Genomic DNA, 24454 nt, shown 5'->3' on the forward strand with positions numbered 1-24454 from the left:
GTGCGGAGGTCAGACGATGAGCGGTGGGGCGCGAACAGGCGCGTTGGGAAAACTTGGAATGCCCCGTGGGGCAGAGATCGAGGTCAGCGATGCAGGGTGACGGCTGCCAGGATGGTCTGAAGGTGCACCTTGGGCGCCCTGGGGTGACATGGCCGGCAGTTTGGTGAGCAAAACGCAGTAGCCACAGTCCCCATGGGCCAGGTGCTCGAACGGGTCAGAATGCTTGTCGGGAGCGTGCTCAGGTGGGTGGCCGTGGTGTTTGTGCTTGGCGTGATGGGAAGGCTCGGCCGAGTGATGCGTTGGTTCGGCGTGCTGGGGCAGCTGGGCTTTGGTGAGCAATGGCCCCAGATAGATGAGCAGCATGGATAGCAGGGCTATCCATACAGGCCATCGATTGTGCCGTTGTAGTGTCACATTCCACCCGTATCCATGGGGCTGGTCATCCCCGCGTCCGTTTTGCTGCAGGAACTTTACCGTTATCGGTCAGTTCAGGGCAACGGAATTAGATACGGCAGCAAAGGTTCCGGGTTTCAGGCATTGCGAAAGATAAAGGAATCCATCGACAGCACACCATGCTCAATGCCGCCCTCGATGACCGAGCCGCGTGCGTCGGGGCCAGCGGCACCCAGTGCAACCAGCAACGGCAGAAAGTGCTCCGTGGTGGGGTGTGCGCGTTGGGCATGGGGCGCGAGCGCCAGAGTGTTTATCAGGCGTGCCTGGTCGTTCTCCAGAACCGCTTCACGAACCCATTGGCTAAAGGCCTTTGCGTACTCTGCACTGTTGTTATCCCTCCAGCGTACCTCGTAGAGGTTATGAGTCAGACTGCCCGAACCGACGATCAGCACACCTTCCTCTTTCAGCGGAGCCAGCACCTGGCCCAGTTGGTAGGCGGACTGGCTGTTGAGGTTTGCCGGCAGAGAGACCTGGAAAACCGGCACCGACGCCCCCGGGTAAAGGTACGTCAGCGGCACCCAGGCACCATGGTCAAGACCGCGTTGGGCATCGGCGACGGGCTTCCATCCGGCATTGTCCAGCAGAGATAGAGCCTTCTTTGCGAGCGAGGGATGACCATGCGCCGGGTACTCCAGTTCGTACATGGCGGGCTCAAAGCCTCGAAAGTCATGGATGGTAGCCGGTACCTCTGACAGCCCCACCTGCACTTCCTGTGTCATCCAGTGGGGCGACACCACCAGCACCGCAGTTGGTTGGGGCAGTTCCGTTCCAAGCTGCGAGAGGGCCGGGCCTGCCAGGCCCGGCTCCAGTGCAAAGGTGGGAGCGCCGTGGGATACGAACAGACTGGTCATGGCGCGATACTCCTGTTTATTTCGTTGCCAAACGGTCTACGGAAGCGTGCCCGGCACCGCTAAACAGCAGGGAAACTGAAGCCGCCAGTAGTGCCAGCGCGAATTCATAACCGTTGTTGCTCATGAACAGGCCATTCTGGAAATGCGCGCTGAAGATGGCAATCAACATGGCGAAGGCCAGTGCTGCACTGGCGGGGCGAACCAGTAGCCCAATAATGAGCGCCAAGCCGCCCAGGAACTCGGTGCCACCGGCCAGAAGAGCCATGAGGTAACCCGGGCTCAGGCCGATGGAATCCAACCACTGCCCGGTGCCTTCCAGACCGTAGCCACCGAACCAGCCAAACAGCTTCTGGGCGCCGTGAGCCACGAAAATGATGCCGACGGGAATGCGCAGGGCAAGCGCGCCCCAGCCAGCGTTGGTGTCGAGCAGTTTGTTGAGGAATGTACTGTTCATGATCCTGTTTCCTTGTGTATGAGATGTGCGTTGAGCATGGGGATACTTTACGAATATCTTATTTTGGGATAAACATGCTTTTATTGGATTAACTGTCTCAAAAATTGGAACAATAGAATGGATAGATTGCTGGAGATGCAGACCTTCTGCGCCGTTGTGGACGAGAGCAGTTTTGTGGCCGCCTCGGAGGCAATGGGGATGTCGAAAGCCGCCGTATCCCGCTACGTTGGTGAACTTGAATCCCGGCTTGGGGTGCGACTTCTTCACCGCACCACCCGGCGACTGTCGCTGACCGCGGAAGGGGAAGTGTTCTACGTGCGATGCCGGGAACTGCTCGCGGGAGTGGAAGAGGCGGAGGCAGAACTGACCTCACGCAGCGGCGTCGCCAAGGGTGTGTTGCGCATTAATGCCCCGGTGAGTTTTGGCATTCGCCACCTTGCGCCCTTGTGGGGGCAGTTTCATAGTGAATATCCGGATGTGGAACTCAACATCGACCTGTCCGACCGCATTGTGGATATTGTTGAGGAAGGCTTTGATCTGGCGATCCGAATTGCCAGCTTGAGAAATTCCACCCTGGTCAGCCGGCGTCTCACCACCACGCGGCTTGTTGTATGCGCCTCTCCCGGATACCTCAGCGCCCACGGCACGCCAGAACATCCCGAGGATCTGATCCATCATAAGATCATCGCCTACAGCAACCTGGCCACGGGTAACGACTGGCATTTTGACGGCCCCGATGGATCAGTGAGCACACGGATACGCCCCTGGATGCATGCCAACAACGGCGAAACCTGCTGTGCCGCCGCCCTGGCCGGTCAAGGGGTGATCCACCAGCCCAGTTTTCTGGTGCAGGATGACCTGGACGCAGGCCGACTGGTGGAGCTGATGCCGGATTACCGCTCCGACGAACTGGGTGTGTACGCGGTCTATCCCACCCGCAAATTCGTCACTCCCAAGGTGAGGGCGCTGGTGGATTTCCTGGTGTCGGCGTTTCCGGAGGTTGTGTAGGCGTAGCTGTGTTTCTACCCTCGCCGTGCCGCCTCAATAGCCGCAACATCGATTTTACCCATCGTCATCATCGCCTCGAACACCCGTTTCGCGGTTGCGCGGTCCGGGTCGGCAATGGCGTCTGACAGCACCTGCGGCGTAATCTGCCAGGAAATACCCCACTTGTCCCGGCACCAGCCGCAGGCGCTTTCCTCGCCGCCGTTGCCCACAATCGCGTTCCAGTAGCGATCGGTTTCCTCCTGATCCGCGGTGGCCACCTGGAATGAAAACGCTTCGCTGTGCGTGAAGATGGGGCCACCATTGAGCCCGAGGCAGGGAATGCCCAGCACGGTAAACTCCACCGTCAGTACATCCCCTTCCGAACCTGATGGGTAGTCTGCCGGCGCATGATTTACAGCATCCACGGACGAATCCGGGAAGGTTCTGGCGTAGAAATTTGCCGCCTCCTCAGCATCGCCGTTGTACCAGAGGCATATGGTGTTTTTCGCTCGCTTGGTCATTGAATGGCTCCCGGTTGTTGTCATTTACTGGCACTGCTCAAGCCCGCTGCTGATCATCCACTGGACCCCAAATCGATCCTTGGTCATTCCGAAACGATGCGCCCAGAAGGTTTGTTCGAACGGCATGATCTCTGCGCCTCCTTCGGACAGTGCCCGGAAAACCCGCTCCGCCTGCTTGGTATCATCGTATTCAAGGTGGATCTGCGTACCCTGCGGCGCCTGATAACAGTCTCCCGCCATATCCGCCCCCATCAGCCGACGGCCACGGATGTTAAGGGAGGAATGAACAACGCGGTCGTGCATTTCCTTCGGCACATCCTCTGCCGCTGGCGTTTCGCCGTAGGTAATCACGGCTTCCAGAGTGCCGGCGGTGACCTCCGCATAGAATTCCATGGCTTCCCGGCAGTTGCCGCCAAACGCCACGTGCACGTTCATCTCCCGTGGCAGTTTTTCCTGCGAACGATGCTTCTCAAGTGCGGGGCTGGGCGCGAAATCCTCCAGCGTAAAGTAACGGCGTAACTCAAGGGTGACATTGCCGCCAGCATCCTCTTTTGGCCACTGTTTTGCCCAGGCGATGGCGTCTTCAAAAGAATCCACCTCAAGCACACTGTAGCCGGCCAGCAGCTCGCTGGTCTGCTCGAAGGGCCCGTTGATAACAGTTGGCTCACCGTTGCGGAACTGAATGCGGCAGCCTTCGCGGGTGGGCCACAAACCGTCGCCACCGGTAAACACCCCTGCCTGCGTCATACGCTCGTTATAGTCCGCCATCGCCTGCAAGAGGTCATCCGTGGGCATTACGCCATTCTCGGTGTCCGCATCGGCCTTGCGCATCAGCATGTATTTCATGTCGTCGTTCTCCAGTGATTGTTGGTGGTTTCACTGGTTAGTCGCGTGGGACGGGACGAAATCGACAGGGGAAGGAAAAATTTTCAGGAACGTCGTTTATTGTGCGTCTTTTGCCTGTTCCGCCGCTCGTTTGTTGTCCCGTGCGGTAAAGCCCCAGCCAACGGCGGCAAGGAGAATCAACCCGGTAATAATTGGTGACACCTCCCCGAACGAGACTACCGCGCCGATGACAGACGCCACGGCTGCAACGGCAGACAGTTTCCAGGAGTAGCCGCTGGTTCCGGACTGTTTTTGAGGTACTTCTGCCATACTAAATCCTCGTTGAGCCAACAGGGTTCTCTGTTGACGGGGTCACTTCCGGGCCACCAAAAACACTGACGACTTACCCGGCTGCCATTCATAATCGATGCTGAACCCTGCCTTGGCCAGCATCGCTACCAGTGATTGCCGGCTAAAGCGGTTCACGAACGGCGCCAACCCCACCGCCTGCATGGCTGGAATCAACAGCCGCCAGAGCACCATCAGTTCACCCACCAGAGCAGTGCTGGAAACAAAAACGCCACCGGGTTTCAGCAGTTCATGAACCCGGGCAATCGCCGTTTCGGGGTTGTCCAGCAGATGGAGAATATTGAGCCCCAGCACCGCATCAAAGGTTTCCGCCTCCAGCGCCAGGCTTTCCAGGGTGCCCTGCTGAAAGCGCACATTCTCAATGCCGGCATCGCGGGCTTTCTGCGTGGCGATGTCCAGCATTTTGCCGGATATGTCGGTCGCAAGAATTTCTTTTACATAGGGCGCATGAACCAGGGCAGTGCTGCCGGTGCCGCAGCCGAATTCCAGCACCGACCAGTCTGGCCGGAAGTATCCCTGTGTGATCGCCAGTTTCTTACGGTAGGTTTCCTCGTCCCGCACCGGGCTCTTGGCGTAGCGGCGTGCGCTCTTGTCCCAAAATTCCTTTGATGCCTTCATCGTGCAAACGCTCCTGTAAGCAGGCTGTCAGTAAAATCTGTCCCGGATTCACTTCGGTCCACAGCGAAACATTCGCATTGAATTAAGTTGCACAATAGGCGCCTAAACTAACGGTTCAGGAGGCTTTCAATGCCCATCGTTTGCGTCATTCGCTATCAGATAGACCCGTTCCAGAAAGAGCAGTTTAAAGTTTACGCCAAAAACTGGGGTGACATCATTCCGCGTTGCGGCGGTGACTTGATCGGCTACTTCCTGCCCTCGGAAGGAACCAACGACATCGCCTGGGGCCTTATCGGGTTTGATTCTCTTGCAAGCTACGAATCGTATCGGTGTCGCCTGAAGGCGGATGAGGCCGGAAAAAGGAACTTTGCGCTCGCTGAATCCCAGCGCTTTATACTACGGGAAGAGCGCAGCTTTGTGGAAGCCGCCGAAGGCACCGTGAATGTACCTTCAACACGTCGTTGCTCTGACTCTGTGGAGGAGATCTAAAATGTTGGCAGTGATATTTGAGTTGGAACCACGCCCGGGTAAAACCGCCGAATATCTCGATGAAGCAGCCGCGTTGGCGCCGCTGTTAGAACAAATAGACGGCTTCATATCCATTGAGCGTTTCGAGAGCCTCACGCACCCTGGCCGGATACTGTCCCTGTCGCTCTGGCGGGATGAAGCCGCCATTGCGCAATGGCGGAACATGGAAGCCCATCGTCACGCCCAGGCAAAAGGACGGAGTGATATCTTTTCCGACTATCGGTTGAGAGTGGCGGACGTTGTCCGGGATTATGGGCTTTCTGATCGATCAGCAGCGCCTAACGATTCAAAGGCTCATCATAACTCGTGAACACGAACGAAATTGCCCGAATAGCGTCACTAGTGGGAGTTCCTGCCCGCGCTACCATGTTGCTGGCACTCATGGATGGCCGTGCGTATACCGCGCATGAGTTGGCGAGAATAGGAGGGGTTTCTCCTCAGACCGCCAGCGGTCATCTGTCGCTTCTGGTTGAGGCGGAGTTGTTGGTGTTGCTGAAACAAGGGCGGCATCGATACCATCGCCTGGCGTCAAGGGAGGTGGCGACAATGCTGGAGGGCATCATGCAGGTCGCCGCGTTGGGCCGGAAACCGCCCAGGGTCGATACCGGTCCACGCGATCCCGGCATGAGGCGGGCAAGGATGTGTTACGACCATCTTGGTGGTCGCCTGGGTGTTGCCGTTGCAGACTATTTGGTGGCAGAGCAAGCCATTGTGCTCGAACCTGATGGGGGCGCTCTAACAGACCGGCTGCAGGCAGCATTGGCGCCCATTGGATTGTCGTTCGGCCAGCCCCAATCTGTTAACTCCGTGTCTTGGTGTCGCCCATGTCTCGACTGGAGCGAGCGCCGGTTTCACATAGCCGGCCCTTTGGGACAGCAAATTTGCAACCACCTGCTCGATAACGACTATCTGCGACGGCGTGAGGCAGGTCGCGAATTAAAAGTGACTGCGAAAGGCGCCACAGCCTTGAGTCGCTGGTTGGGTGCGGAACGCTGGAGTGAGGTGTAATTGTGGCGAAGCGTTTCCGAAGACCGTGGACAATACCCTTGTTGGCCCTCAGCCGCTGCTCTCCATCGCGGAGAACGCTTCAACGATGGTTGGCGGAGCTGTGGGACGGGAGTACATTGCCTTGAGATAGTCCCGCAACCGCGGAGCGCTCTCAAGCATCTCCTCTGTGTTGGCCCAGTCCAGTGTATATGCCGCGTTGAAATCCGCCACGCTTAGCCGGTCGCCGACTATGAACTCGCGTTCAGACATGTGCCGTTCAAGCACCGCTATCATTTCCAGGCATTCCTGTCTCGCCAGCTCGACATCCTGAGGTATTCGCTTCTCGTCCGGGTAAACGAACGTGTGGCGGGCGATGCGCCACAAAGGTTGTTCAACCTCGGTTACAAGGAAGAACATCCAGCGGTGCATCTGCGCCCTGTCTTCCAGTGTCTCGGGAATGAATCCGGCCTGAGGGTATTTTTCGGCCAGGTAGAGCTGAATTGCGGCCGATTCAGTTAACACAAGGTCCCCATCCACCAATACCGGCACCTTGGCGGCAGGGTTGAGAGAAAGAAAGTCCTCTTGGTGATGCTCATCCTGCATAAGGTCTACCGGGTGCAGTTCGTGCTCAAGGCCCAGTTCGTTAAGCAGCCAGACAACGCGCAAGGCGCGGGTTGGGGGTGTTCCGTATAATTTCAGCATGTCCTGGTTCTCCGATGCGTGGGCACCGTTTGTTCGATGGGTTCTTAATTAAGTCGAACCGGAGCATGTGAAATCGACATCACATTGTAATTTTACCTTTGAGCAATGATTGAAGTTAACGAGTCACTTCCGGGCGATTAGGAAAACCGATCCAGAACCGACCAGTCTGGCCGGAAGTATCCCTGAGTGATCGCCAGTTTCTTACGGTAGGTTTCCTCGTCCCGCACCGGGCTCTTGGCGTAGCGGGGCGTTCCCGGCACCAGACATGAACTTGCCCCCTTTCACTATAGGAACGCAGCTTTGTGGAGGTCGTCGAAGGTACCCTGAATGCACCTTAGACACTTTGTCGCTCTGACTCTGCGGGTGGCGGTGATAAGGGAGGCATCGCACGGATTGAAATGCACCCCAGTCTAGATCAAAATATACCAATTATTGGTACCAGTGAGGTGTCACGATGCAAAAGAATACCAGCATCACTTTAGGCCAACACTTTGATGCGTTCATTACAGAACAGCTCAAAAATGGCCGATACAGCTCGACCAGCGAAGTTGTACGTGCAGGGTTGCGCCTGCTTGAAGAGTCTGAAACCCGTCTGACAACACTCCGAAAACTACTTAAGGAAGGAGAGGACAGTGGTTTTGAAGACTACTCCTACGATTCATTCATTCAGGAGCTGGATAGCGAAAAACGATAATGCCAAACTTCAAGCTTTCCAGGAAGGCCAAAGCTGATCTTAGATCGATTGCACTTTACACGGAACGTAAATGGGGTCGAGATCAACGAAATCATTACCTCCTTCAGTTCGACCAGTGTTTCCACCTCCTGGGCGAAAACCCGAACCTGGGGCGGGCCTGCCACGAAATCAGCCCTGGCTACCAGCAATACCCTCAGGGCAGCCATATCATTTTTTATCGGTTAGCTGCAGACGGTGCAACTGAAATTATCCGGATCCTTCATAAGCGCATGTTGCCCGAGGGGCATTTGCTATAGGGCTTCGTCGCTCTGACTTACTGACGAAAACGCCGGATAAACGCCTCGGATTCCGCAATCGACTGCTCCATATTGCGAATCAGCGCATCCACGTCCTGGCGGATACCCACCAGCTCGTTCTCCAGCGAACCGATCGCCTGGGCGTTCAGGTTGTGCTTGAGATACAGCACCTGATCCTGAAATGCCTCCAGTACCGGGTCCATGCGCTCTTCGGCGTCGTGCATGCGGCTGATCAACTGGCTGTACTGGGCGCGGGTCTCATCAAGCTGTTGTTCGCTGCTGCGGCGCAGGGAGTCACTTTCGTATTCACCGAGTTCGTCTTCCCATTCCTCGAAGAGGGCTTCTGCTACGTCTTCAACCTTGTCGATACGGTCGCGAACATCTTCCGCGCTGGACTTGCTGTCTTCGTAGGCATCGCTGATCTCGGCGTAGCGATCTTTGAGATCGGTATCCGGCGTGTCCACCACGCTCTGGAAACGTTCAAGGGACGAGCGGAACGTCTCCTGGGCATCGTTCTGGCTGTCCCGCGCGTTTTCCACGCGGTCCACCAGGATGTCGCGTTTTTCAAAGCCGAGTTTTTCCATGGTGTTGTAGTACAGCGAGGAGCACCCTCCGAGCAGCGCGACACTGAAAAACACCAGCCCCAGACGCCTTGCGATGGATGGTGTTATTGAGCTGGCAGTCACTGGATGCGGCATAGAGTTGTCTCCGGTTGGGGCATGGGTGCGACCCCGGAAAGTGAAGCATGGCGATGGTGCAATGACAAGCTTCTGCCAGCTATCGCCATGACTAGGGACGCGCTGGGTTTATTTCACAGGGACTTTACTGGAAGCAAACACACTCCGCCCCAGCCACCGCCATAGGTCCCGGGTATCCCGCCGACCGCCACGCACGAGCAGGCGGCGCGCCTGCTGCTCGGCATCCGGGTCGCTGTCTCCGGTCCAGATTTCGGTCAGGCTGGCGACGCTGGCTTCTACCACCAGGGTCAGCTCGTGGCCCGGGTCTTCACGGCACAGGTCGATCTCGCCGTTGGCAACCACCAGCCACCAGTGCCGTTCCCGTTGCCGGGCGTCGTTCAGGAAAAAGTGAATGACCACTTTGCGGTCAGAAGGGAATTCGTCAATGTGTGCGAAACGGCGGATATCCCACATTAGGAAGCCTGCATCGAGCTGGTTTGCCTGCAAGCGGCTGCCAATCCATCTCGCTCCCCAGTGACCTATTGCCAGGATGATCGGGCGCAATTCCTCACCGGCCGGTGTAAGCACATACTCCTGGTTGTTGCCCTCCTGCACGCGGCGAAGCACGCCCACTTCCTCAAGCTTTTTCAAACGCTGGGCCAGGAGCGTTGCTGACATTCTTGGCAACCCCCGCCGTATCTCGTTGAAATGGGTACTGCCACACAGCAGCTCCCGCACCACCAGCGGTGTCCATCGCTCCCCGAGTATTTCCGAGCCCCGGGCAACGGTGCAGAACTGTCCATAGTTGGTCATGGGCTTTGGCTCCCTGGGCGGCGTGAGTGCCCCGAACTTTCATCCTAGCCCTTTTTCGCATGGCTGGCGCTCCATTTTCTGGACTATCGCCGGTACCTGGCCGGGGGGATAGTGATTGCAGACACCACGGGAAAGGGGAACACCATGATCAAGCTCGCCATCGTTCAGGAACCACCGGTCTTTCTGGACCGGGAAAAGACCATCGCAAGAGCAGTGCAATTGGTGCAGGACGCCGCCAACCAGGGGGCCCGGCTGATCGTTTTTTCCGAAGCCTTCATCCCCGGTTATCCCGCCTGGATATGGCGGCTGAAACCGGGCGGTGACTGGGGGCTCTCGGAGCAGTTGCACCGGCGACTGCTGGACAACGCTGTCCAGCTTGGTTCTGACCAGTTGCGGCCCCTGCTGGAGGTCGCCAAGGAAATGCAGGTGACCATCGTGTGCGGCATCGACGAACGCGACGAAGACACCAGCCGTGCCACCCTCTACAACTCGGTAATCACCATCAGCCCCGAGGGCACGGTGCAGAACTGCCACCGCAAACTCATGCCCACCAACCCGGAACGCATGGTATGGGGCTTCGGCGATGCCAGCGGGATGAAAGTCACCGACACCCCCGTTGGCCGGGTCGGGTCACTGGTGTGCTGGGAAAACTACATGCCACTGGCGCGCTACGCACTGTTCGCCCAGGGCATCGATATATACATCGCCCCCACCTACGACAGCGGCGACCGCTGGGTTCGCACCCTTCAGCACATTGCCAGGGAAGGCGGGTGCTGGGTGCTCGGCGCCGGTAATGTGCTACGCACGAGCGATCTGCCCGATGACTTTCCGGAGGTTGACCGCCTGTATCCGGACAAGGAAGAATGGATTAACTGTGGTGATTCCGTGGTCATTTCGCCCGCCGGGGAAATCGTAGCCGGCCCCCTGCGAAAGGAGACCGGCCTCCTGCTGGCAGACATTGATGTCACCGAAGTGAACGCGGCAAGGCGCAGCCTTGATATCGTCGGCCACTACGCCCGGCCGGACATCTTCTCACTGCAAGTGAACACCCGGCCGCAAAGGCCGGTCAGCTTCAATGAATAGGGAGACAAGTGACGGAATCAATGAGGGGGATGTGTCATGAACGAAGAAAAGGTCTACCACGGAAGCTGTTTTTGCGGGGCGGTCCAGTTAACCGTCAGGGGTAATCCGGAAGCCATGGGCTACTGCCATTGCGAATCCTGCCGGCACTGGTCGGCCAGCCCGGTGAACGCATTCACCCTATGGAAGCCGGACGCTGTTTCCATCCAACAGGGCTCAGACAACATTGGCACCTACAACAAGACACCGGGAAGCAGCCGTAAATGGTGCAAAACCTGTGGCGGTCACCTGTTCACCGAGCACCCTTCCATGGGGCTGACGGATGTCTACGCTGGGATCATTCCGGAGTTCCCCTATGAGCCCGGTGTGCATGTTCACTATCAGGAGGCTGTGCTGCGAATCCGCGATGGCCTTCCGAAACTGAAGGATGTGCCTTCGGAAATGGGTGGTAGTGGGGTCGAGGTGGCTGAATAGGCGGAGTCTAACTGCTTTCAAGTAAAACAGCCTGCCCCGACCTGTAACGCCGGGGCAGCGCCGCATATCACGCCTTCATATGCGCCCGATACTCCCCCTGTCGCTCCAGCATCCAGCCCGGATACTCCGCCGGTAGGCGGCTGACCTCATCCAGAGCTGCCAGTTCGTCGGCTGAGAACCGGACCTGTGCCGCCAGGAGATTGTCCCGCAACTGGTCTACCCGCTTGGCCCCGACAATCACACTGGTTACGGCGTTCTGGTGCAAAAGCCAGGCAAGCGCAATCTGAGCCACACTGACGGGCTGGCCGTCGACCTTCTTGCTGATGGCGATCTCCCGCATCACGGCGATGACAGCACTGCCACGCTCCCGGTTCACGGGCGGGAAATCAAACTTGGCGCGCCGGTTCTCCTCGGAGGCGTCCGGCCCTTCGTACTTGCCGGAGAGATAGCCGCCTGCCAGCGGGCTCCACACCATCAAGCCGATGTTTTCGGACTCCAGCATGGGGATCACTTCCCGTTCGAGATCCCGGCCCACGAGGGTGTAGTAAGCCTGCAGCGACAGAATCGGGCACAGGCGGCGGGCTCGGGTAATGCCAACGGCTTTCATCACCTGCCAGGCGGCCCAGTTCGACAGGCCGACGTAACGGACATGGCCGTGATGCACCAGGGTATTCAGCGCCTCCAGGGTCTCCTCTATCGGCGTGGCCGGGTCGAAGCCGTGGATCTGATACAGGTCGATGTAGTCGGTTTGCAGTCGCTGCAGGCTGGCCTTGCACTCGCTCATGATGTGGCCACGGGAGGCACCACGGGCGTTGGGGCCTTCACCCATAGGCCCGAGCACCTTGGTGGCCAGTACGACATTTTCGCGGCGAACGTCCAGATTCTTTAGGGACTGCCCCACGATGCGTTCACTGGCACCACCACCGTACACGTTGGCGGTATCGATAAAGTTGATGCCCGCCTCCAAGGCCGTCTTCATCAGATCGTCGGCCTGTTCCTGCTGCAACTGGCCGATCAGCCCCCACATGTCGTCCCCGCCGCCGAAGGTCATGGTGCCCAGGCACAGTTCCGATACAAACAGCCCCGAGTTGCCCAGCGTCCGCAGGCGCAGGGGTGCGTCATGGGTGGATTGGGGTAAGTTGGGCGTTGTCATAGCCGATCACCTTTTCGTTATGGATGAACCTGCCGGAGCAGGGCCGTGGGTTCATACTAGGCGACGCACGGCCAATCGAGCTGGCGGAAACTCTCAGAGGATTGCACAATCCTCTCAACCTGATCTCAGCGCGGGGACGTCCCTGCTGAAGTGCGGCGCCGGACGGTTTATGATCCCATCAGAACAGGAGACCACCATGACCGCCCAGCCCAACGTCATACCAATGCAACCGGACAACCCATCCCTGAGCCGGCTCCGTGATCTTGTTGAGCAGCAATGGCAGACCCATGGCCCGGAGAGCGCGATAGACGGTTTACGCCTGACCCGCGCCCTGGAACCCAGCGGCACCATCCGGGCTCTTTATCAGACCTCGTTCTGCATTGTATTGCAGGGGGCCAAGGTAACGGCGGTTGGGGAGTCGGCTTTTCATTATCGCCAGGGCGAGTGCCTGCTGGCGTCCGTCAATGTGCCAGTGAACTCCCGGATCGTGCAGGCCTTCCCCGATAAGCCGTATCTGGCGCTGAGCCTGTCGATTGATCCGGCGATGATTTCCGAGCTGCTGGTGACCCATCCGGAAATGGCGTATCGGGGCCCAAAACAACCGGCACTGGTCACGGCCGGGATGCCGGATGAACTGTACGATCCTGTCATCCGCCTGCTCCGGTTGCTTGATCAACCGGATGACCATGAAGTTCTGGAGCCGCTTGTCCGTCGGGAAATCTGTTGGCGTATATTGCGTTCGCCGCTGGGGCCGGCCCTGCAGCAGATCGGCCTGAAGGACAGCGACACCGCCCGCATTGGCCGGGTAACGGCCTGGATGCAGGCGAACTACCAACAGCCCTTCCGGGTGGCCGAGCTGGCGGCAATGGCGAGTATGAGCCCGGCGACCTTCCACCGGCATTTCAAGAGTATCACCCGTTTAACGCCTGTGCAGTTCCAAAAGTTGGTGCGCCTGCAGGAAGCCCGGCGGCTGCTGTTAAGCGATCAGGAAGTGGCGAGTGTTGGCTACCGGGTCGGCTATGAAAGCCCGTCCCAGTTCAGCCGCGATTACCGCAAACTGTTTGGCGCACCACCGGGGCGGGACAAGGCCGTGATGCGTTCCAGCGTGGCGATTGAGAGTGGTGTATGAGGGGGTTGCCGGTCAAATACCGTACTCCCGCTCAACCTTCGCAATCCGCACCCGGAAACTGGAATACCATTGCTGATGGCCGAGCCGCTGGGCCTCCTGATGCTCCGCGTTCTGCTTCCAGTTGCGAATAGCCTCGAGGCTTTCCCAGTAGGACACCGTAATGCCCAGATCTTCCCGGGCGGATTCCAGACCCAGGTATCCGGGTTGTTGTGCCGCTAGTTCAGCCATTCGCTCGGCCATTTCGCCGTAGCCGTTGTCGCCGTCTGTGCGGTGGCTGCTGAAGATGACAGCGTAATAGGGGGGCTTGGGCGTATCAGCGATGTCGGACATTGGTCACTCCAGGCGAGTCATAGTTGTGTAGTAGACGTGCGCTCATTGTAAATGATCCTCGAGATCATCCGCATTTACGAACGTTTTTGAGCCGGGCGTTCAGCATCCTGAGTATTCACTGGGGCGGATGGTCGCAGGGTTAAGAAAACTCTTAGATTTTCTCTAACAATATTTAGAAGTTTGGTAGTTAGGTGAATATACCTTTCAAAAAGTTTTTCATTCTCGCAACAGGTTGATGCACTAATTAGTTTTACAAATTATCCGACCTGGGGTAATTTTTCTCTGCAGCCCTTCCATAGCTTGGCCGGAGGGTAAGAGGGAATTGGTGATGTCCTGTACATTGTGCTGGATCTAGGAGGTGTGATCCGAAATAAATGGTCAGGCGCGGCTGTGGAGTAGTTGCCGTGAACCGTTTCCTCAATGCACTAAATCTCAGAACAAAAATCGTCGGGACTGCGGTCCTTATTCTTCTGATTTTCTCGATCAGTTCTGGTTACACGCTGTACTCAATGGCGGGTATCAGCAATGAACTGACTCTCATCTCAGAGAAAGATCTTCCCCTCACTCAGGTGATTTCTGAAGTTACGGTCCACCAGTTGGAACAAACGATAGCGTATGGGAATGCGATTCGGTTCGCCTATTCAGACGGAGTGAAAAGTGCTTCCGTCAAAGAATCCATCGGTAGATTCCGGACGCTATCGATCGCGGTCGATGAGGAAATTGAACGCGCACACGACATTGCGATTTCGGCCAACGAGACATCGGACGAACGCACCAGAAGTGAATTCGAGAAGATCGATGCCGCTATCAAGGATATCACTGTAAGCCATAAGGCTTTTGAGCAGGAAGTAGAGCAGGCCTTTGACGCATTGCTCAGAGCGGACTTTGAGACGGTCGGATCCGTGTCGGCGAGCATAGATGACCATGCTGAAGAGCTTGATCATGCCCTGGAGGATCTGCAGCAGGAGATAGTCGCCTTCACCAGACAGAGTGCAGTCATTGCGACAGCCCACGAAAAGACAGCGCTAAACACCACTATGTTCCTTGTTGCGATCAGCATCGTAGTGGGTCTTTTGGTGAGCTGGATAGTGGCCAGCGCGATAATAAGAGGTATCAGGAAAGCAATCGTGACGGCCTCGGGTGATCTATCCCAGGAAATTGTAGTCGACAGTCGTGACGAAGTTGGCGAGTTACTTGAGGCCATGAATGGTATGCGTCAACAACTGTTGGCCATGATCGGCCAGATTTCAAACATCACAGCTGAGTTGGCCGCTGCCGCGGAAGAAATGTCGGTGATTACTGAGCAGACGGCCCACACCATCGATCAGCAGGGTAATGAAACAGGACAGCTTTCAACGGCCATCCACGAAATGTCCGCTACCGCTCAGGAGATTGCCCGCAACATCAGCGACACCGCCACGGCCGTCACCGAGGCGAACCAGCATGCCCAGGAAGGACGATCAACGGTCGAGAAAAGCATTGACGAGATTCACGCCCTTTCCGACGAAATCGAAGTCTCCACCCAGGCCATCAAGAGGCTCGAAGAGACCAGCGCCACGATCGGCGGCGTGCTTCAGGTTATTCAGTCGATTGCAGAGCAGACTAACCTGCTGGCCCTCAATGCGGCTATTGAAGCCGCTCGGGCCGGTGATCATGGACGTGGGTTCGCGGTTGTCGCCGATGAAGTTCGGGCTCTGGCCTCCCGCACGCATTCGTCGACCCGGGAAATTGACGAAATGATCGGCAAGCTGCAATCGGTCTCCCATGAGGCGGTTACCTCTATGGATAACAATCGAAAACAGGTCGGTAAAACCGTCGAGTTTGCCGCTGGTGCCGGCACCAAGCTTGCCACCATTACTCAGGTTATGTCGTCGATCAACGAGATGGCAACGCAGATCGCCAGCGCGTCGGAACAGCAGGTAGGCGTCACGGAAGAGGTTAACTCGAACATTGTTCGGCTCAACGCAATGAGTGAACAAACGGCCCAGGGCGCGGAGGAAACGGCCACGGCTGGACGGGATCTCACCCGGATGGCGAGCGAGCTGCAATCGATAGTCGTGCAATTCAGAACTTGAGGTAAGGGCTAATGGTTAGGCTTTTCTACTTCCCACTGCTCTCGTTGCAACCGGTAAAGCACATGTGGCCGCAACGGGCTACTCTCGGGCAAACTGGGATGTTCAAACTCGCCACTGTACGTCATGCCGATTCGCTCCATGACACTGCGTGATCGCAGGTTACCAACGGTGGTGAAGGAGACAATTTCAGAAAGCCCCAGCTGTTGAAACCCGACATCCAGGGCGCCGCGAGCAGCTTCTGACGCATAGCCATTCCCCCAGTGGGCGAACGATAGGCGCCAACCGATCTCCACACACGGAGAAAAAGGCATCGTTGCAACGGGGACGTGTAGCCCGCAAAAGCCAATAAAGGGCTCGACGCCCTTGACCTCTACCGCCCAGAACCCCCAGCCACGTTGTTTGATGAGCGAACGAATTGTCTCCGCCATCTCGTTGCTTGCATGCCCACTCAGAGGCTCGGGGAAAAACTCCATAACCTTTGGGTCTGCGTTTAGAACAGCGAACGGCTCGAGATCACTGTCGCGCCATTGGCGCAAACGTAGTCGTTCGGTTTGAAATTCCAATAATTCTGCCATAACTGGATGAGCCTTACTCCTGACGACGGACGTTAGAAGCTGCCTCGCGGATCGCGGGGCAGAAGTTTATCGGGCGGAGCTCGATGCCCCAGCCTAGTTCCTCGCCCATACGCGCTGCCGGGTGCAGCGAGGCGAGCTTAACCGCTGCGTCAAAGTCCGGCGCTTCGATGATCACCACGCCGCCCACGACTTCCTTGGTTTCCGCGAACGGCCCGTCGGTGACTATCAGTTTGCCGTCCTTGAGGCGCATCGACTTCGAGCTCCAGTCCAGGCTTCCGGCCCAGGTGACCTCGCCCGCCGCCTGCATCTCGGCGTCGAAGCGCTCGCATTTCTCTCCAACCTCGGCCAGTTCGTCTTTGCTCATCTTGTTGAACTTTTCTTCGTTTCCGTAGGCCAGCAGCATGTATTTCATGGCGTTTCTCCCGATTGTCGTTTCATCAAAAACCTTTAATAGGCTCATCGGGTAGTCGATCGGGCATCACGGTTTTCGACAATCGAGCGAATTTTTTCGATGCGGTCAGGAAATAAACTTGTCCCTTTTTTTGTAACAACCGAACCATGATGGGTGCCGAATCGTTATGGCCTGTTCTCAGATTCCAGCTCTTTGATGATTGGAATGTTCCGAAAAGGCTCGCGAAAATAGGGTATCGACTCCAGTTCCTTCCTCATCGCTTCTGGCAACTGGAAGTATCGCTCTTTCAGAGCCCAGGTCTCTTTCCCGTAGATCAGTGGCTTGACGCTGGAGATCAAATCTTCCACCTCTGTGTAGGCGGTAGATGCCTCCAGTTGCTCAATAACTGATTGTATATACCGATGTGCATCAGACGGGCCCCCTCCGGCCTGGCAACCTGCGGAAAGCAAACCCAGACAAAGCAGGATGGCGGATTTACGAATTCTCATGGCTGCCCCCCCGCTTCTACTGCGCGCCAGAATTGAGTCTGTTCGTAGGACAAGCCGGCGCGTAGGCGTTGCATCTGGGAGATGGTCACAATTCTTTTCCTGACCATCGGCGAAATGTGGGTCATTGCTTCCGCAAACTGGGCCCAGTCCGTGGAGTGGATGTTGTACGCAGCTTGTGCTGAATTATTGCCGAGGAAGATCGTTGTCAGCACAACTGCCGGCAACATGATTTCCAGCATGTTTCCATTGCGCTGGGCTTTTCGGATTGCTTCGTTCTTGAATTCCGGGGGATAACGTTGGCTGCTCATGACAATTCCTCCTATGCTCTGATCATAGGCTAGGAGTGCCTACTGCATCGGGGTAAGTCCAGAACAAACTACAATAACTTAGGCATTTATGACACGGCCATTTGCCAACTCTTGTTCGTCAGGGATCTCATACTTTGGCTCCATAAAGTTAAACATGAAATCAGTAACTTCAAAGGAGTAAACGCTAGGGTCTTTCTCTACGTTTCTTTTTTCTACGCGCTTTTTGCGAACATCTTTTGGCGCACTTAAATAATGTACTTCTGACTCAATGTCGAGCTCCTTTGCTAGAGCAGCAAAATGACCGCGCTGCTCTTTAGTAGTGAAGCCTAAATCTAAAACCACGTTGCCGTTCAATTTTAAAATCTGTTCACCAACCTGCCAGATTTGAACATAGCACCGATATACCCTCTCAATCATCCAGGCATAATCAAGGGAGGTCATATCTTTTGAAAACAGATTCTGCATCCACGGATCTATAGAGAAGCGGACTGCCCCAATGTCCTTAGATAAAGATAAGGAATATGTGGTCTTCCCAACACCTGTTGGACCGGTAACAATAATTAGTCTCGCCATTGGTCGTGATTCTCTTTTGGTGCATAACGCTGAGCGCACCGGTGGCCTTGACGTAGTGAAGCGGAGACAAGGGCATTCGAGTGACGCGCCTGGTTAGCTGCTCCCAAGCATGTATGCACGAAGCAGCCTCTCCTCTCGCATGACAAAGAGGACAAAAACCCGCGTCTCATCCTCACGATAAAAAATGCGACACGGTGGAACAACTACTTCCCTGTATACCGAATTAGGAAGCTCTGGAGGAATCCGCCCGGACTGCGGAAAACCTTCCAAACGGTCGGTTTTATCGAAAACCTCTTCTACCAGGCGGCTTGCAGCGGCGGGATTATCCAGAGCAATGTACTCTGCGATTGCGCTTAACTCTTGAAGGGCCGGCTCAGTCCAGATTACTTCAGCCATTTACTCATTTTCTCCCTGGCCTCATTTTGACTGTACGTTCTTCCCTCAAGTACAGCACGCTCTCCTCGTGAGAGCCCTTCAAGTAGCTCAAGCCGACGCTGCATGAATTCGTAATCCTGCACATCAACAAGATAAGCCGATGGCTGGCCATGCTCGGTGATCAATACCGGCTCTTTAGACAGATGCAGGTCTGCCAAGATTTTTGTAGCTTGGCGCTTAAGGTTTGTAACAAGCTCAATTTTCATGGGCCCACCCTGGTCCAAATTTATAGTGACACTATAGTATCACTTTTCGGGTGAGGCGATCATAGCTAACAGCAGTTGGATCGACGTCGCAGTGATTGCGTATATTTGACCGCCGCATGATTCCAATTTCTCTAGGAGCGTATACGCAGAGTACACAAAGCACAAACCCCAGCACATGGCTGGGGTTTGAGGTAGGAACGGACTGGAAGAGGGGCTTTTACTTCTTCAACCCCATCTCCTCAATAGAAATCTCCCGCATCTTGAACTTCTGGATCTTCCCGGTGACGGTCATCGGGAATTCATCCACGAACTTGTAGTTCCTGGGGTTCTTGAAGTGGGCGATTTTGCCTTTGCAGAATTCCCGCAGCTCGTCGCCGGTGACCGGGTCTGCGTCCGGGCGCAGTTTCACCCAGGCGATGAGTTCTTCGCCGTACTTGTCATCGGGGATGCCGGTGACCTGCACTTCCTCAATGGCGGGGTGGGTGTAGAGGAATTCCTCGATTTCTTTCGGGTAGATGTTCTCGCCGCCGCGGATGACCATGTCTTTGATGCGGCCGACGATCTGGATGTAGCCGTCTTCGTCCATGGTGGCCAGGTCGCCGGTGTGCATCCAGCCGGCGCTATCGATGGCTTCGCGGGTTTTCTCGTCGTTGTTCCAGTACTTCAGCATCACACTGTAGCCACGGGTGCACAGCTCGCCGATTTCGCCGCGTGGGACCACGTTGCCGTTGCCGGGGTCGACGATTTTGGTTTCCAGGTGTGGCTGGGTGCGGCCCACGGTGGTGACCTGTTTCTCGAACGGGTCCAGGGAGCTGGTCTGGGTGGATACGGGGCTGGTTTCGGTCATGCCGTAGGCAATCTGCACTTCTTTCATGTTCATCTTGCCGTTGACCTTTTTCATCACCTCCGCCGGGCAGATGGAGCCGGCCATGATGCCGGTGCGCAGGGTGGAGAGGTCGTAGGTTTCGAAGTCTGGCTCGGCCAGTTCGGCGATGAACATGGTGGGCACGCCGTACAGGGCGGTGGCTTTTTCCTGGTGCACGGCCTGCAGTACGGATTGGGGCTCGAAGCCTTCACCCGGGTAGATCATGGTAGCGCCGTGGGTGATGCAGCCCAGGTTGCCCATCACCATGCCGAAGCAGTGGTACAGGGGCACGGGAATCACCAGGCGGTCTTTCTCGGTGAGCAGTTGGCTCTCCGCCACAAAATATCCGTTGTTGAGGATGTTGTGGTGGGTGAGGGTGGCGCCCTTGGGGTTGCCAGTGGTGCCGGAGGTGAACTGGATGTTGATGGGGTCATCGAACTGCAGTTGGCCCTGTACCTTGTCCAGTTCTTCCTGGCTGACGTCGCTGGCGAAGCCGACAAACTCGGCCCAGGTCCACATGCCGTCGTGTTTGTCTTTGTCCAGGTTGATCACGGCGCGCAGCTCGGGCACTTTCTGGGCTTTGAGCTTGCCGGGGGCGGCGGCTTTCAGTTCGGGAGCCAGGTCGTAGACCATTTTGCGGTAGTCAGAGGCCTTGAAGCTGTCTGCCGTGACCAGTACGGAGATGCCGGCCAGGTTCATGGCGTAATCCAGTTCGTGCACGCCGTAGGCCGGGTTGATGTTGACCAGGATGGCGCCCACCTTGGCGGTGGCGAACTGGGTGACGGTCCACTCGTAGCGGTTGGGGGACCAGATGCCTACGCGGTCGCCGCGTTTGACGCCGATGGCCATGAAGGCGCGGGCGGCTTCGTTGACCTTTGCCACGAACTCTTTATAGGTCCAACGGATGTCCTGGTGCAGGGCGACCAGGGCCTCGGTGTCCGGGTATTTCTCGGCGGTGCGGTCGAGCATTGCGCCGATGGTCATGCCCAGCAGGGGTACTTCGGAGGTACCGCTGGTGTAGCTGGGAAGAGTCATGCTCATGGTGTCTGCCTCCATTGTTTTTGTCGTCGAGGGCAAGCAGTGTGAAATCTGCTAGCGACTCTGGCTGTGATACTCAGGGTTCGGTTGCATATCGCTGGCGATGGCCACTCGATTGGACATGTTGTAGAAACCGATCAGGTTGCTCAGGTCCCAGATGGCACTGTCGCTGAGGCCAGCGTCCCGCAGGGCCTGGGTGTGCTCTTCGGTAACGGTCGCCGGGGAGCGGGTGAGGTGCGATGTGAAATCGAGCATGGCGCGCTGGCGCTTGTCGAGTTTGGCGCTGCGGTAGTTCATCACCATGTGTTCGCCCAGCACGGGGTCGCCACTCAGTACCCGTACGGCAGCGCCGTGGGCCACCAGGCAGTAGAAGCACTTGTTTTCGGAGGACACCACAACAGCGACCATCTCGCGTTCCAGTTTGCTGAGTTCGCCTTCGCCGAGCATCAGCTCGTTGTAGAGGCGGGTGAAGCCCTCAAGCTGCTTCAGGTTCTGGCTGTATGCGGTCAGCACGTTGGGGATCATGCCGAGTTTTTCCTGGCAGATCTGGAAGTACTTCTGGGTGTCTTCCGGCATGTCCTTGATCTCGGGGATCGGGAGATCCAGGGCGACGACGTTGTTGTGATGGCTCATTAGCAGTTTCCTCCGAGAGCTTGGCCGACTTTTGAGCCGTTATGGCGTTTGAGTTGTTCGCTGATCCACTCGCCGGTGGTGACCAGTTTGTCCAGGTCGACGCCGGTCTTGATGCCCAATCCGTTCAGAAGGTATAGCACGTCTTCCGTGGCGACGTTGCCGGAGGCGCCCTTGGCGTAAGGGCAGCCGCCGAGGCCGGCGACGGAGGCATCAATCACCGAGATGCCTTCTTCCAGCACCGCGTAAAGATTGGCCAGGGCCTGGCCGTAGGTGTCGTGGAAGTGGGCAGCGAGCTTCTCAATCGGCACTTCGGCGGCCACGGCTTCGAGCATGCGTTTGGCTTTCAGCGGGGTGCCCACGCCGATGGTGTCGCCCAGGGAGATTTCGTAGCAGCCGAGTTCGGCCAGGGCCTTGGCGACTTTGGCCACCTGTTCGGGGGCGATGTCGCCCTCGTAGGGGCAGCCGAGCACGGTGGAGACGTAGCCGCGTACCGGGATGTGGTGTTGTTTGGCCGCTTCCATCACCGGCAGGAAGCGCTCGAGGCTTTCGGCGATGGAGCAGTTGATGTTTTTCTGGCTGAACGATTCCGACGCAGCGCCGAACACGGCGACTTCGTCCACCCCGGCCGCCAGGGCGTTTTCGAAGCCCTTGAGATTGGGGGTGAGCACGGAGTAGCGCACACCGGCTTTACGCTTGATGCCGGCCATCACGTCCGCGGCATCGCCCATCTGGGGAACCCATTTCGGCGACACGAAGCTGGCGGATTCGATGTGGTTGAGGCCACAGTCGGCCAGCCGGTCGATCAGGCCGGTCTTGATGGCGGTGTCGATCACCGGGCCGGGTTCGTTCTGAAGGCCGTCCCGGGGGCTCATTTCAACCAGTCTTACCTGCGTCGGAAAGGCCATTAGCCTGCCTCCTCGTCGTCGGTGACTTCGATGGCGATCAGTTCGGCGCCTTCGGACACCTGATCGCCTTCGGCGAAGAAGATGTCGGTCACCACACCGTCGGCCGGGGCCTTGATGGCATGCTCCATTTTCATGGCTTCCATGATCACCAAGCTCTGGCCGGCGGTCACGGTGTCGCCCACCTTGGTCTGTACCGCCACGATGGCGCCGTTCATGGGCGCGGCCAGGCTGCCTTCACCGGCCATTTCCTCGAAGCCGTAGGTTTCCCGGTAGAGGATGCACTGGAAGGTGTCGCCTTCGTAGAAGAGCACCAGCTTGTCCTCGTGCAGATTGCCGTGAACGCTGATGCGATGGCCGTTGATGACCGCCTGCAGGTAGTCATCGTCCAGCTTGGCGGTCAGGTTGTAGACACTGTCACCCACAAACACCTGATAGCGGTCGTCCCGTTCCAGCACTTTCAGTTCGTGGATGTCCTCACCCACCTGCAGTTGCAGGGGCTGGGCGTATTCAGAGTTCATGCGCCAGCTGTTCTGGCGGCCAAAAGGCGACCAGGGGTCGGTGCTGATCACTTCCCGGGACTTGCGCTGTTCCAGCACGAAGCCGGCGGCCAGCACCAGGGCCTTGTGGGTGTCGAGCCGGGATTTCGGGAACAGCAGTTCGCGATGGTCCTCGATAAAGCCGGTGGTCAGATCCGCTTCCCGGAACGGCTGGGCGTCGGCCAGGGCGTGGAGGAAACGGATGTTAGTTTTCACGCCGGCGATGCGGTAGTGCTCCAGAGCCTGCACCATGCGGTTGATGGCCTGGTCCCGGGTTTCGTCCCACACGATCAGTTTGGCGATCATCGGGTCGTAGTGGATGCTGATGTCGTCGCCTTCGGTGACGCCAGTATCCACCCGCACGTGGGCGCTTTCATCCGGCGTACTCAGGTAGCGCAGGTTGCCGGTGGCGGGCAGGAAATCCTGGTCCGGGTCTTCGGCGTAAATACGTGCCTCCAGGGCGTGGCCCCGGGTTTTCACCTGGGATTGTTCCAGCGGCAGCGCATCGCCCCAGGCGACTTTTAATTGCCATTCCACCAGGTCCTGGCCGGTGACCATTTCGGTGACCGGGTGCTCCACCTGCAGGCGGGTGTTCATTTCCATAAAGAAGAACGAACCGTCCACGTCGTAGAGGAATTCCACCGTGCCGGCGCCCACGTAGTTGATGGCCTGGGCGGCTTTGACGGCCGCTTCGCCCATGGCTTTGCGGGTGTCTTCGCTCAGGCCCGGAGCGGGGGCTTCTTCCAGCACTTTCTGATGGCGGCGCTGCACCGAACAGTCGCGCTCGGCCAGGTACACACCCTTACCGCTCTTGTCGCAGAACACCTGAATTTCCACGTGGCGTGGCTGGGTCAGGTAGCGTTCGATGAGCATGTCCGGGTTGCCGAAGGCGTTTTTCGACTCCCGTTTGGCAGCCGCCAGGGCATCGTCAAAGTCTTCCATGCGCTCGACCACGCGCATGCCTTTGCCACCACCGCCGGCGACGGCTTTCAGTAGTAGTGGGAAGCCGCACTTCTCGGCTTCCTTGCGCAGGGTGTCCGGAGTCTGGTCGTCACCGTGGTAACCCGGCACCAGCGGCACACCGGCTTTTTCCATAATGGCCTTGGCGGCGGACTTGGAACCCATGGCCGCGATGGCGGACGAGGGCGGGCCGATGAACACGATGTTGTTGGCTTCGCAGGCTTCGGCGAACTGGGTGTTCTCGGAGAGGAACCCGTAGCCCGGGTGAACGGCCTGGGCGCCGCTTTCTTTCGCCACCTCAATGATCTTGTCGGCTTTGAGGTAGCTCTCGGAGCTGGCGGCGGGGCCGATGTTGAAGGCTTCGTCGGCCATGGCGACATGGCGCGCGTCGGCGTCGGCGTCAGAGTAGACAGCGACAACGCGAATGCCCATGCGGTGGGCGGTCTGTATGATCCGGCAGGCGATTTCGCCCCGGTTGGCGATCAGGATTTTGCTGAACATGGT

General features: G+C 57.4%; 34 protein-coding genes. 10 read left to right on the top strand and 24 right to left on the bottom strand.

Annotated elements, in window-relative coordinates:
• Positions 1 to 9 precede the first annotated feature (9 nt).
• From AAGD24_RS02070 to AAGD24_RS02080, 3 genes are all read right to left on the bottom strand, one after another.
• Positions 10 to 414: a DUF2946 domain-containing protein gene (locus tag AAGD24_RS02070; RefSeq protein WP_228210270.1), complete on the bottom strand. Its 405-nt coding sequence runs from the start codon at positions 412 to 414 to the stop codon at positions 10 to 12.
• A gap of 116 nt (positions 415 to 530) precedes the next feature.
• Entirely contained in the window at positions 531 to 1304 is a 774-nt protein-coding gene (locus tag AAGD24_RS02075; protein ID WP_379866366.1) for a DODA-type extradiol aromatic ring-opening family dioxygenase, read from the bottom strand.
• A 16-nt stretch (positions 1305 to 1320) separates the two neighbouring features.
• A complete protein-coding gene (locus AAGD24_RS02080) occupies positions 1321 to 1758 on the bottom strand; it encodes a DoxX family protein (RefSeq protein WP_228210272.1) in 438 nt (145 codons plus the stop codon).
• Positions 1759 to 1875: 117 nt separating this feature from the next.
• On the opposite strand from AAGD24_RS02080, the gene AAGD24_RS02085 reads away from it, so the two are divergent.
• Complete coding sequence (locus AAGD24_RS02085) at positions 1876 to 2766, top strand: LysR family transcriptional regulator (RefSeq protein ID WP_228210273.1); 891 nt, start codon at positions 1876 to 1878, stop codon at positions 2764 to 2766.
• A 14-nt stretch (positions 2767 to 2780) separates the two neighbouring features.
• Here AAGD24_RS02085 and AAGD24_RS02090 read toward each other — a convergent pair whose 3' ends face one another.
• The 4 genes from AAGD24_RS02090 to AAGD24_RS02105 all read right to left on the bottom strand — a co-directional run bounded on the left by AAGD24_RS02090 (position 2781) and on the right by AAGD24_RS02105 (position 5078).
• A complete protein-coding gene (locus tag AAGD24_RS02090; RefSeq protein ID WP_036202538.1) occupies positions 2781 to 3266 on the bottom strand; it encodes a VOC family protein in 486 nt (161 codons plus the stop codon).
• Between the two features lie 24 nt (positions 3267 to 3290).
• A complete protein-coding gene (locus AAGD24_RS02095) occupies positions 3291 to 4112 on the bottom strand; it encodes a YciI family protein (protein WP_228210274.1) in 822 nt (273 codons plus the stop codon).
• A gap of 96 nt (positions 4113 to 4208) precedes the next feature.
• Positions 4209 to 4421, bottom strand: a complete 213-nt coding sequence (locus AAGD24_RS02100; RefSeq protein WP_036202542.1) for a hypothetical protein — start codon at positions 4419 to 4421, stop codon at positions 4209 to 4211.
• Positions 4422 to 4463: 42 nt separating this feature from the next.
• The gene (locus tag AAGD24_RS02105; protein ID WP_228210275.1) at positions 4464 to 5078 is read right to left on the bottom strand and encodes a class I SAM-dependent methyltransferase; all 615 of its coding nucleotides are present in this window, start codon (positions 5076 to 5078) and stop codon (positions 4464 to 4466) included.
• Between the two features lie 129 nt (positions 5079 to 5207).
• Between AAGD24_RS02105 and AAGD24_RS02110 the strand changes: the two genes are divergently transcribed.
• The 3 genes from AAGD24_RS02110 to AAGD24_RS02120 are packed head-to-tail and all read left to right on the top strand — an operon-like array spanning position 5208 to position 6614.
• Positions 5208 to 5567, top strand: coding sequence for an NIPSNAP family protein (locus AAGD24_RS02110; protein ID WP_075195391.1), 360 nt, complete (start codon positions 5208 to 5210; stop codon positions 5565 to 5567).
• 1 nt (position 5568) lies between these two features.
• Positions 5569 to 5916 carry an antibiotic biosynthesis monooxygenase gene (locus AAGD24_RS02115; RefSeq protein ID WP_228210277.1) on the top strand — a complete coding sequence of 116 codons (348 nt, stop codon included), beginning with the start codon at positions 5569 to 5571 and terminating at the stop codon, positions 5914 to 5916.
• Positions 5913 to 6614, top strand: a complete 702-nt coding sequence (locus AAGD24_RS02120; RefSeq protein WP_228210278.1) for a helix-turn-helix transcriptional regulator — start codon at positions 5913 to 5915, stop codon at positions 6612 to 6614. The genes AAGD24_RS02115 and AAGD24_RS02120 overlap by 4 nt, the downstream gene beginning before the upstream one ends.
• Before the next feature lie 48 nt (positions 6615 to 6662).
• On the opposite strand, the gene AAGD24_RS02125 is transcribed toward AAGD24_RS02120, so the two are convergent.
• Together AAGD24_RS02125 and AAGD24_RS02130 are read right to left on the bottom strand one after the other, a co-directional pair.
• Entirely contained in the window at positions 6663 to 7295 is a 633-nt protein-coding gene (locus AAGD24_RS02125) for a glutathione S-transferase family protein (protein ID WP_228210279.1), read from the bottom strand.
• A 137-nt stretch (positions 7296 to 7432) separates the two neighbouring features.
• Positions 7433 to 7555: a hypothetical protein gene (locus AAGD24_RS02130; protein WP_256713578.1), complete on the bottom strand. Its 123-nt coding sequence runs from the start codon at positions 7553 to 7555 to the stop codon at positions 7433 to 7435.
• A gap of 194 nt (positions 7556 to 7749) precedes the next feature.
• Between AAGD24_RS02130 and AAGD24_RS02135 the strand changes: the two genes are divergently transcribed.
• Both AAGD24_RS02135 and AAGD24_RS02140 read left to right on the top strand, forming a co-directional pair.
• On the top strand, positions 7750 to 7989 hold the full coding sequence (locus AAGD24_RS02135) for a type II toxin-antitoxin system ParD family antitoxin (RefSeq protein WP_041334363.1): 240 nt from the start codon (positions 7750 to 7752) through the stop codon (positions 7987 to 7989).
• Positions 7989 to 8285 (top strand): type II toxin-antitoxin system RelE/ParE family toxin, encoded by a 297-nt coding sequence (locus tag AAGD24_RS02140; RefSeq protein WP_041334366.1) that lies wholly within the window; start codon positions 7989 to 7991, stop codon positions 8283 to 8285. The genes AAGD24_RS02135 and AAGD24_RS02140 overlap by 1 nt, the downstream gene beginning before the upstream one ends.
• 17 nt (positions 8286 to 8302) lie before the next feature.
• Here AAGD24_RS02140 and AAGD24_RS02145 read toward each other — a convergent pair whose 3' ends face one another.
• Positions 8303 to 8983, bottom strand: coding sequence for a DUF2959 domain-containing protein (locus AAGD24_RS02145; RefSeq protein WP_228210280.1), 681 nt, complete (start codon positions 8981 to 8983; stop codon positions 8303 to 8305).
• Positions 8984 to 9091: 108 nt separating this feature from the next.
• Positions 9092 to 9775, bottom strand: coding sequence for a helix-turn-helix domain-containing protein (locus AAGD24_RS02150; RefSeq protein WP_228210281.1), 684 nt, complete (start codon positions 9773 to 9775; stop codon positions 9092 to 9094).
• A 144-nt stretch (positions 9776 to 9919) separates the two neighbouring features.
• On the opposite strand from AAGD24_RS02150, the gene AAGD24_RS02155 reads away from it, so the two are divergent.
• Both AAGD24_RS02155 and AAGD24_RS02160 read left to right on the top strand, forming a co-directional pair.
• On the top strand, positions 9920 to 10858 hold the full coding sequence (locus AAGD24_RS02155; protein WP_228210282.1) for a carbon-nitrogen hydrolase family protein: 939 nt from the start codon (positions 9920 to 9922) through the stop codon (positions 10856 to 10858).
• A 36-nt stretch (positions 10859 to 10894) separates the two neighbouring features.
• Positions 10895 to 11329, top strand: coding sequence for a GFA family protein (locus AAGD24_RS02160; protein WP_075195385.1), 435 nt, complete (start codon positions 10895 to 10897; stop codon positions 11327 to 11329).
• 67 nt (positions 11330 to 11396) lie between these two features.
• On the opposite strand, the gene AAGD24_RS02165 is transcribed toward AAGD24_RS02160, so the two are convergent.
• On the bottom strand, positions 11397 to 12482 hold the full coding sequence (locus tag AAGD24_RS02165; protein ID WP_228210283.1) for an aldo/keto reductase: 1086 nt from the start codon (positions 12480 to 12482) through the stop codon (positions 11397 to 11399).
• Positions 12483 to 12678: 196 nt separating this feature from the next.
• Between AAGD24_RS02165 and AAGD24_RS02170 the strand changes: the two genes are divergently transcribed.
• On the top strand, positions 12679 to 13611 hold the full coding sequence (locus AAGD24_RS02170; protein ID WP_228210284.1) for an AraC family transcriptional regulator: 933 nt from the start codon (positions 12679 to 12681) through the stop codon (positions 13609 to 13611).
• A gap of 12 nt (positions 13612 to 13623) precedes the next feature.
• Here AAGD24_RS02170 and AAGD24_RS02175 read toward each other — a convergent pair whose 3' ends face one another.
• Positions 13624 to 13941, bottom strand: coding sequence for an antibiotic biosynthesis monooxygenase (locus AAGD24_RS02175; RefSeq protein WP_228210285.1), 318 nt, complete (start codon positions 13939 to 13941; stop codon positions 13624 to 13626).
• A 404-nt stretch (positions 13942 to 14345) separates the two neighbouring features.
• Between AAGD24_RS02175 and AAGD24_RS02180 the strand changes: the two genes are divergently transcribed.
• Complete coding sequence (locus tag AAGD24_RS02180; RefSeq protein WP_228210286.1) at positions 14346 to 16016, top strand: methyl-accepting chemotaxis protein; 1671 nt, start codon at positions 14346 to 14348, stop codon at positions 16014 to 16016.
• Positions 16017 to 16024: 8 nt separating this feature from the next.
• Here the strand turns inward: AAGD24_RS02180 and AAGD24_RS02185 are convergent, their stop codons facing one another.
• The 11 genes from AAGD24_RS02185 to AAGD24_RS02235 form a co-directional block, all read right to left on the bottom strand.
• Complete coding sequence (locus AAGD24_RS02185; protein ID WP_228210287.1) at positions 16025 to 16591, bottom strand: GNAT family N-acetyltransferase; 567 nt, start codon at positions 16589 to 16591, stop codon at positions 16025 to 16027.
• Positions 16592 to 16604: 13 nt separating this feature from the next.
• On the bottom strand, positions 16605 to 17003 hold the full coding sequence (locus AAGD24_RS02190; protein ID WP_228210288.1) for a YciI family protein: 399 nt from the start codon (positions 17001 to 17003) through the stop codon (positions 16605 to 16607).
• Positions 17004 to 17167: 164 nt separating this feature from the next.
• The gene (locus tag AAGD24_RS02195; protein WP_041334375.1) at positions 17168 to 17491 is read right to left on the bottom strand and encodes a hypothetical protein; all 324 of its coding nucleotides are present in this window, start codon (positions 17489 to 17491) and stop codon (positions 17168 to 17170) included.
• Entirely contained in the window at positions 17488 to 17799 is a 312-nt protein-coding gene (locus tag AAGD24_RS02200; RefSeq protein WP_228210289.1) for a hypothetical protein, read from the bottom strand. The genes AAGD24_RS02195 and AAGD24_RS02200 overlap by 4 nt, the downstream gene beginning before the upstream one ends.
• Before the next feature lie 78 nt (positions 17800 to 17877).
• A complete protein-coding gene (locus AAGD24_RS02205; protein WP_041334381.1) occupies positions 17878 to 18372 on the bottom strand; it encodes an ATP-binding protein in 495 nt (164 codons plus the stop codon).
• Between the two features lie 93 nt (positions 18373 to 18465).
• Positions 18466 to 18768 carry a type II toxin-antitoxin system RelE/ParE family toxin gene (locus AAGD24_RS02210; RefSeq protein WP_228210290.1) on the bottom strand — a complete coding sequence of 101 codons (303 nt, stop codon included), beginning with the start codon at positions 18766 to 18768 and terminating at the stop codon, positions 18466 to 18468.
• Entirely contained in the window at positions 18756 to 19013 is a 258-nt protein-coding gene (locus tag AAGD24_RS02215) for a type II toxin-antitoxin system Phd/YefM family antitoxin (RefSeq protein ID WP_041334385.1), read from the bottom strand. Before AAGD24_RS02215 ends, AAGD24_RS02210 begins: the two co-directional genes overlap by 13 nt.
• Positions 19014 to 19230: 217 nt before the next feature.
• Entirely contained in the window at positions 19231 to 20913 is a 1683-nt protein-coding gene (locus tag AAGD24_RS02220; protein ID WP_379867385.1) for an AMP-binding protein, read from the bottom strand.
• A 57-nt stretch (positions 20914 to 20970) separates the two neighbouring features.
• A complete protein-coding gene (locus AAGD24_RS02225) occupies positions 20971 to 21549 on the bottom strand; it encodes a peroxidase-related enzyme (RefSeq protein ID WP_136633753.1) in 579 nt (192 codons plus the stop codon).
• Positions 21549 to 22454, bottom strand: coding sequence for a hydroxymethylglutaryl-CoA lyase (locus tag AAGD24_RS02230; RefSeq protein WP_379866377.1), 906 nt, complete (start codon positions 22452 to 22454; stop codon positions 21549 to 21551). The genes AAGD24_RS02225 and AAGD24_RS02230 overlap by 1 nt, the downstream gene beginning before the upstream one ends.
• The gene (locus AAGD24_RS02235; RefSeq protein ID WP_379866379.1) at positions 22454 to 24451 is read right to left on the bottom strand and encodes an acetyl/propionyl/methylcrotonyl-CoA carboxylase subunit alpha; all 1998 of its coding nucleotides are present in this window, start codon (positions 24449 to 24451) and stop codon (positions 22454 to 22456) included. Before AAGD24_RS02235 ends, AAGD24_RS02230 begins: the two co-directional genes overlap by 1 nt.
• Positions 24452 to 24454: the final 3 nt, after the last annotated feature.

The sequence above is a fragment of the Marinobacter sp. M5B genome, assembly GCF_042604615.1.
Taxonomy (GTDB): domain Bacteria; phylum Pseudomonadota; class Gammaproteobacteria; order Pseudomonadales; family Oleiphilaceae; genus Marinobacter; species Marinobacter salarius.

Coding starts and splice junctions, on each gene's coding strand:
- AAGD24_RS02135 (WP_041334363.1), top strand. CDS start 7,750: ATGCAAAAGAATACCAGCATCACTTTAGGCCAACACTTTGATGCGTTC.
- AAGD24_RS02125 (WP_228210279.1), bottom strand. CDS start 7,295: ATGCTGAAATTATACGGAACACCCCCAACCCGCGCCTTGCGCGTTGTC.
- AAGD24_RS02230 (WP_379866377.1), bottom strand. CDS start 22,454: ATGGCCTTTCCGACGCAGGTAAGACTGGTTGAAATGAGCCCCCGGGAC.
- AAGD24_RS02100 (WP_036202542.1), bottom strand. CDS start 4,421: ATGGCAGAAGTACCTCAAAAACAGTCCGGAACCAGCGGCTACTCCTGG.
- AAGD24_RS02115 (WP_228210277.1), top strand. CDS start 5,569: ATGTTGGCAGTGATATTTGAGTTGGAACCACGCCCGGGTAAAACCGCC.
- AAGD24_RS02195 (WP_041334375.1), bottom strand. CDS start 17,491: ATGAGAATTCGTAAATCCGCCATCCTGCTTTGTCTGGGTTTGCTTTCC.
- AAGD24_RS02085 (WP_228210273.1), top strand. CDS start 1,876: ATGGATAGATTGCTGGAGATGCAGACCTTCTGCGCCGTTGTGGACGAG.
- AAGD24_RS02110 (WP_075195391.1), top strand. CDS start 5,208: ATGCCCATCGTTTGCGTCATTCGCTATCAGATAGACCCGTTCCAGAAA.
- AAGD24_RS02215 (WP_041334385.1), bottom strand. CDS start 19,013: ATGAAAATTGAGCTTGTTACAAACCTTAAGCGCCAAGCTACAAAAATC.
- AAGD24_RS02185 (WP_228210287.1), bottom strand. CDS start 16,591: ATGGCAGAATTATTGGAATTTCAAACCGAACGACTACGTTTGCGCCAA.
- AAGD24_RS02210 (WP_228210290.1), bottom strand. CDS start 18,768: ATGGCTGAAGTAATCTGGACTGAGCCGGCCCTTCAAGAGTTAAGCGCA.
- AAGD24_RS02145 (WP_228210280.1), bottom strand. CDS start 8,983: ATGCCGCATCCAGTGACTGCCAGCTCAATAACACCATCCATCGCAAGG.
- AAGD24_RS02075 (WP_379866366.1), bottom strand. CDS start 1,304: ATGACCAGTCTGTTCGTATCCCACGGCGCTCCCACCTTTGCACTGGAG.
- AAGD24_RS02205 (WP_041334381.1), bottom strand. CDS start 18,372: ATGGCGAGACTAATTATTGTTACCGGTCCAACAGGTGTTGGGAAGACC.
- AAGD24_RS02165 (WP_228210283.1), bottom strand. CDS start 12,482: ATGACAACGCCCAACTTACCCCAATCCACCCATGACGCACCCCTGCGC.
- AAGD24_RS02220 (WP_379867385.1), bottom strand. CDS start 20,913: ATGACTCTTCCCAGCTACACCAGCGGTACCTCCGAAGTACCCCTGCTG.
- AAGD24_RS02190 (WP_228210288.1), bottom strand. CDS start 17,003: ATGAAATACATGCTGCTGGCCTACGGAAACGAAGAAAAGTTCAACAAG.
- AAGD24_RS02080 (WP_228210272.1), bottom strand. CDS start 1,758: ATGAACAGTACATTCCTCAACAAACTGCTCGACACCAACGCTGGCTGG.
- AAGD24_RS02225 (WP_136633753.1), bottom strand. CDS start 21,549: ATGAGCCATCACAACAACGTCGTCGCCCTGGATCTCCCGATCCCCGAG.
- AAGD24_RS02155 (WP_228210282.1), top strand. CDS start 9,920: ATGATCAAGCTCGCCATCGTTCAGGAACCACCGGTCTTTCTGGACCGG.
- AAGD24_RS02150 (WP_228210281.1), bottom strand. CDS start 9,775: ATGACCAACTATGGACAGTTCTGCACCGTTGCCCGGGGCTCGGAAATA.
- AAGD24_RS02105 (WP_228210275.1), bottom strand. CDS start 5,078: ATGAAGGCATCAAAGGAATTTTGGGACAAGAGCGCACGCCGCTACGCC.
- AAGD24_RS02235 (WP_379866379.1), bottom strand. CDS start 24,451: ATGTTCAGCAAAATCCTGATCGCCAACCGGGGCGAAATCGCCTGCCGG.
- AAGD24_RS02175 (WP_228210285.1), bottom strand. CDS start 13,941: ATGTCCGACATCGCTGATACGCCCAAGCCCCCCTATTACGCTGTCATC.
- AAGD24_RS02140 (WP_041334366.1), top strand. CDS start 7,989: ATGCCAAACTTCAAGCTTTCCAGGAAGGCCAAAGCTGATCTTAGATCG.
- AAGD24_RS02090 (WP_036202538.1), bottom strand. CDS start 3,266: ATGACCAAGCGAGCGAAAAACACCATATGCCTCTGGTACAACGGCGAT.
- AAGD24_RS02200 (WP_228210289.1), bottom strand. CDS start 17,799: ATGAGCAGCCAACGTTATCCCCCGGAATTCAAGAACGAAGCAATCCGA.
- AAGD24_RS02170 (WP_228210284.1), top strand. CDS start 12,679: ATGACCGCCCAGCCCAACGTCATACCAATGCAACCGGACAACCCATCC.
- AAGD24_RS02160 (WP_075195385.1), top strand. CDS start 10,895: ATGAACGAAGAAAAGGTCTACCACGGAAGCTGTTTTTGCGGGGCGGTC.
- AAGD24_RS02095 (WP_228210274.1), bottom strand. CDS start 4,112: ATGAAATACATGCTGATGCGCAAGGCCGATGCGGACACCGAGAATGGC.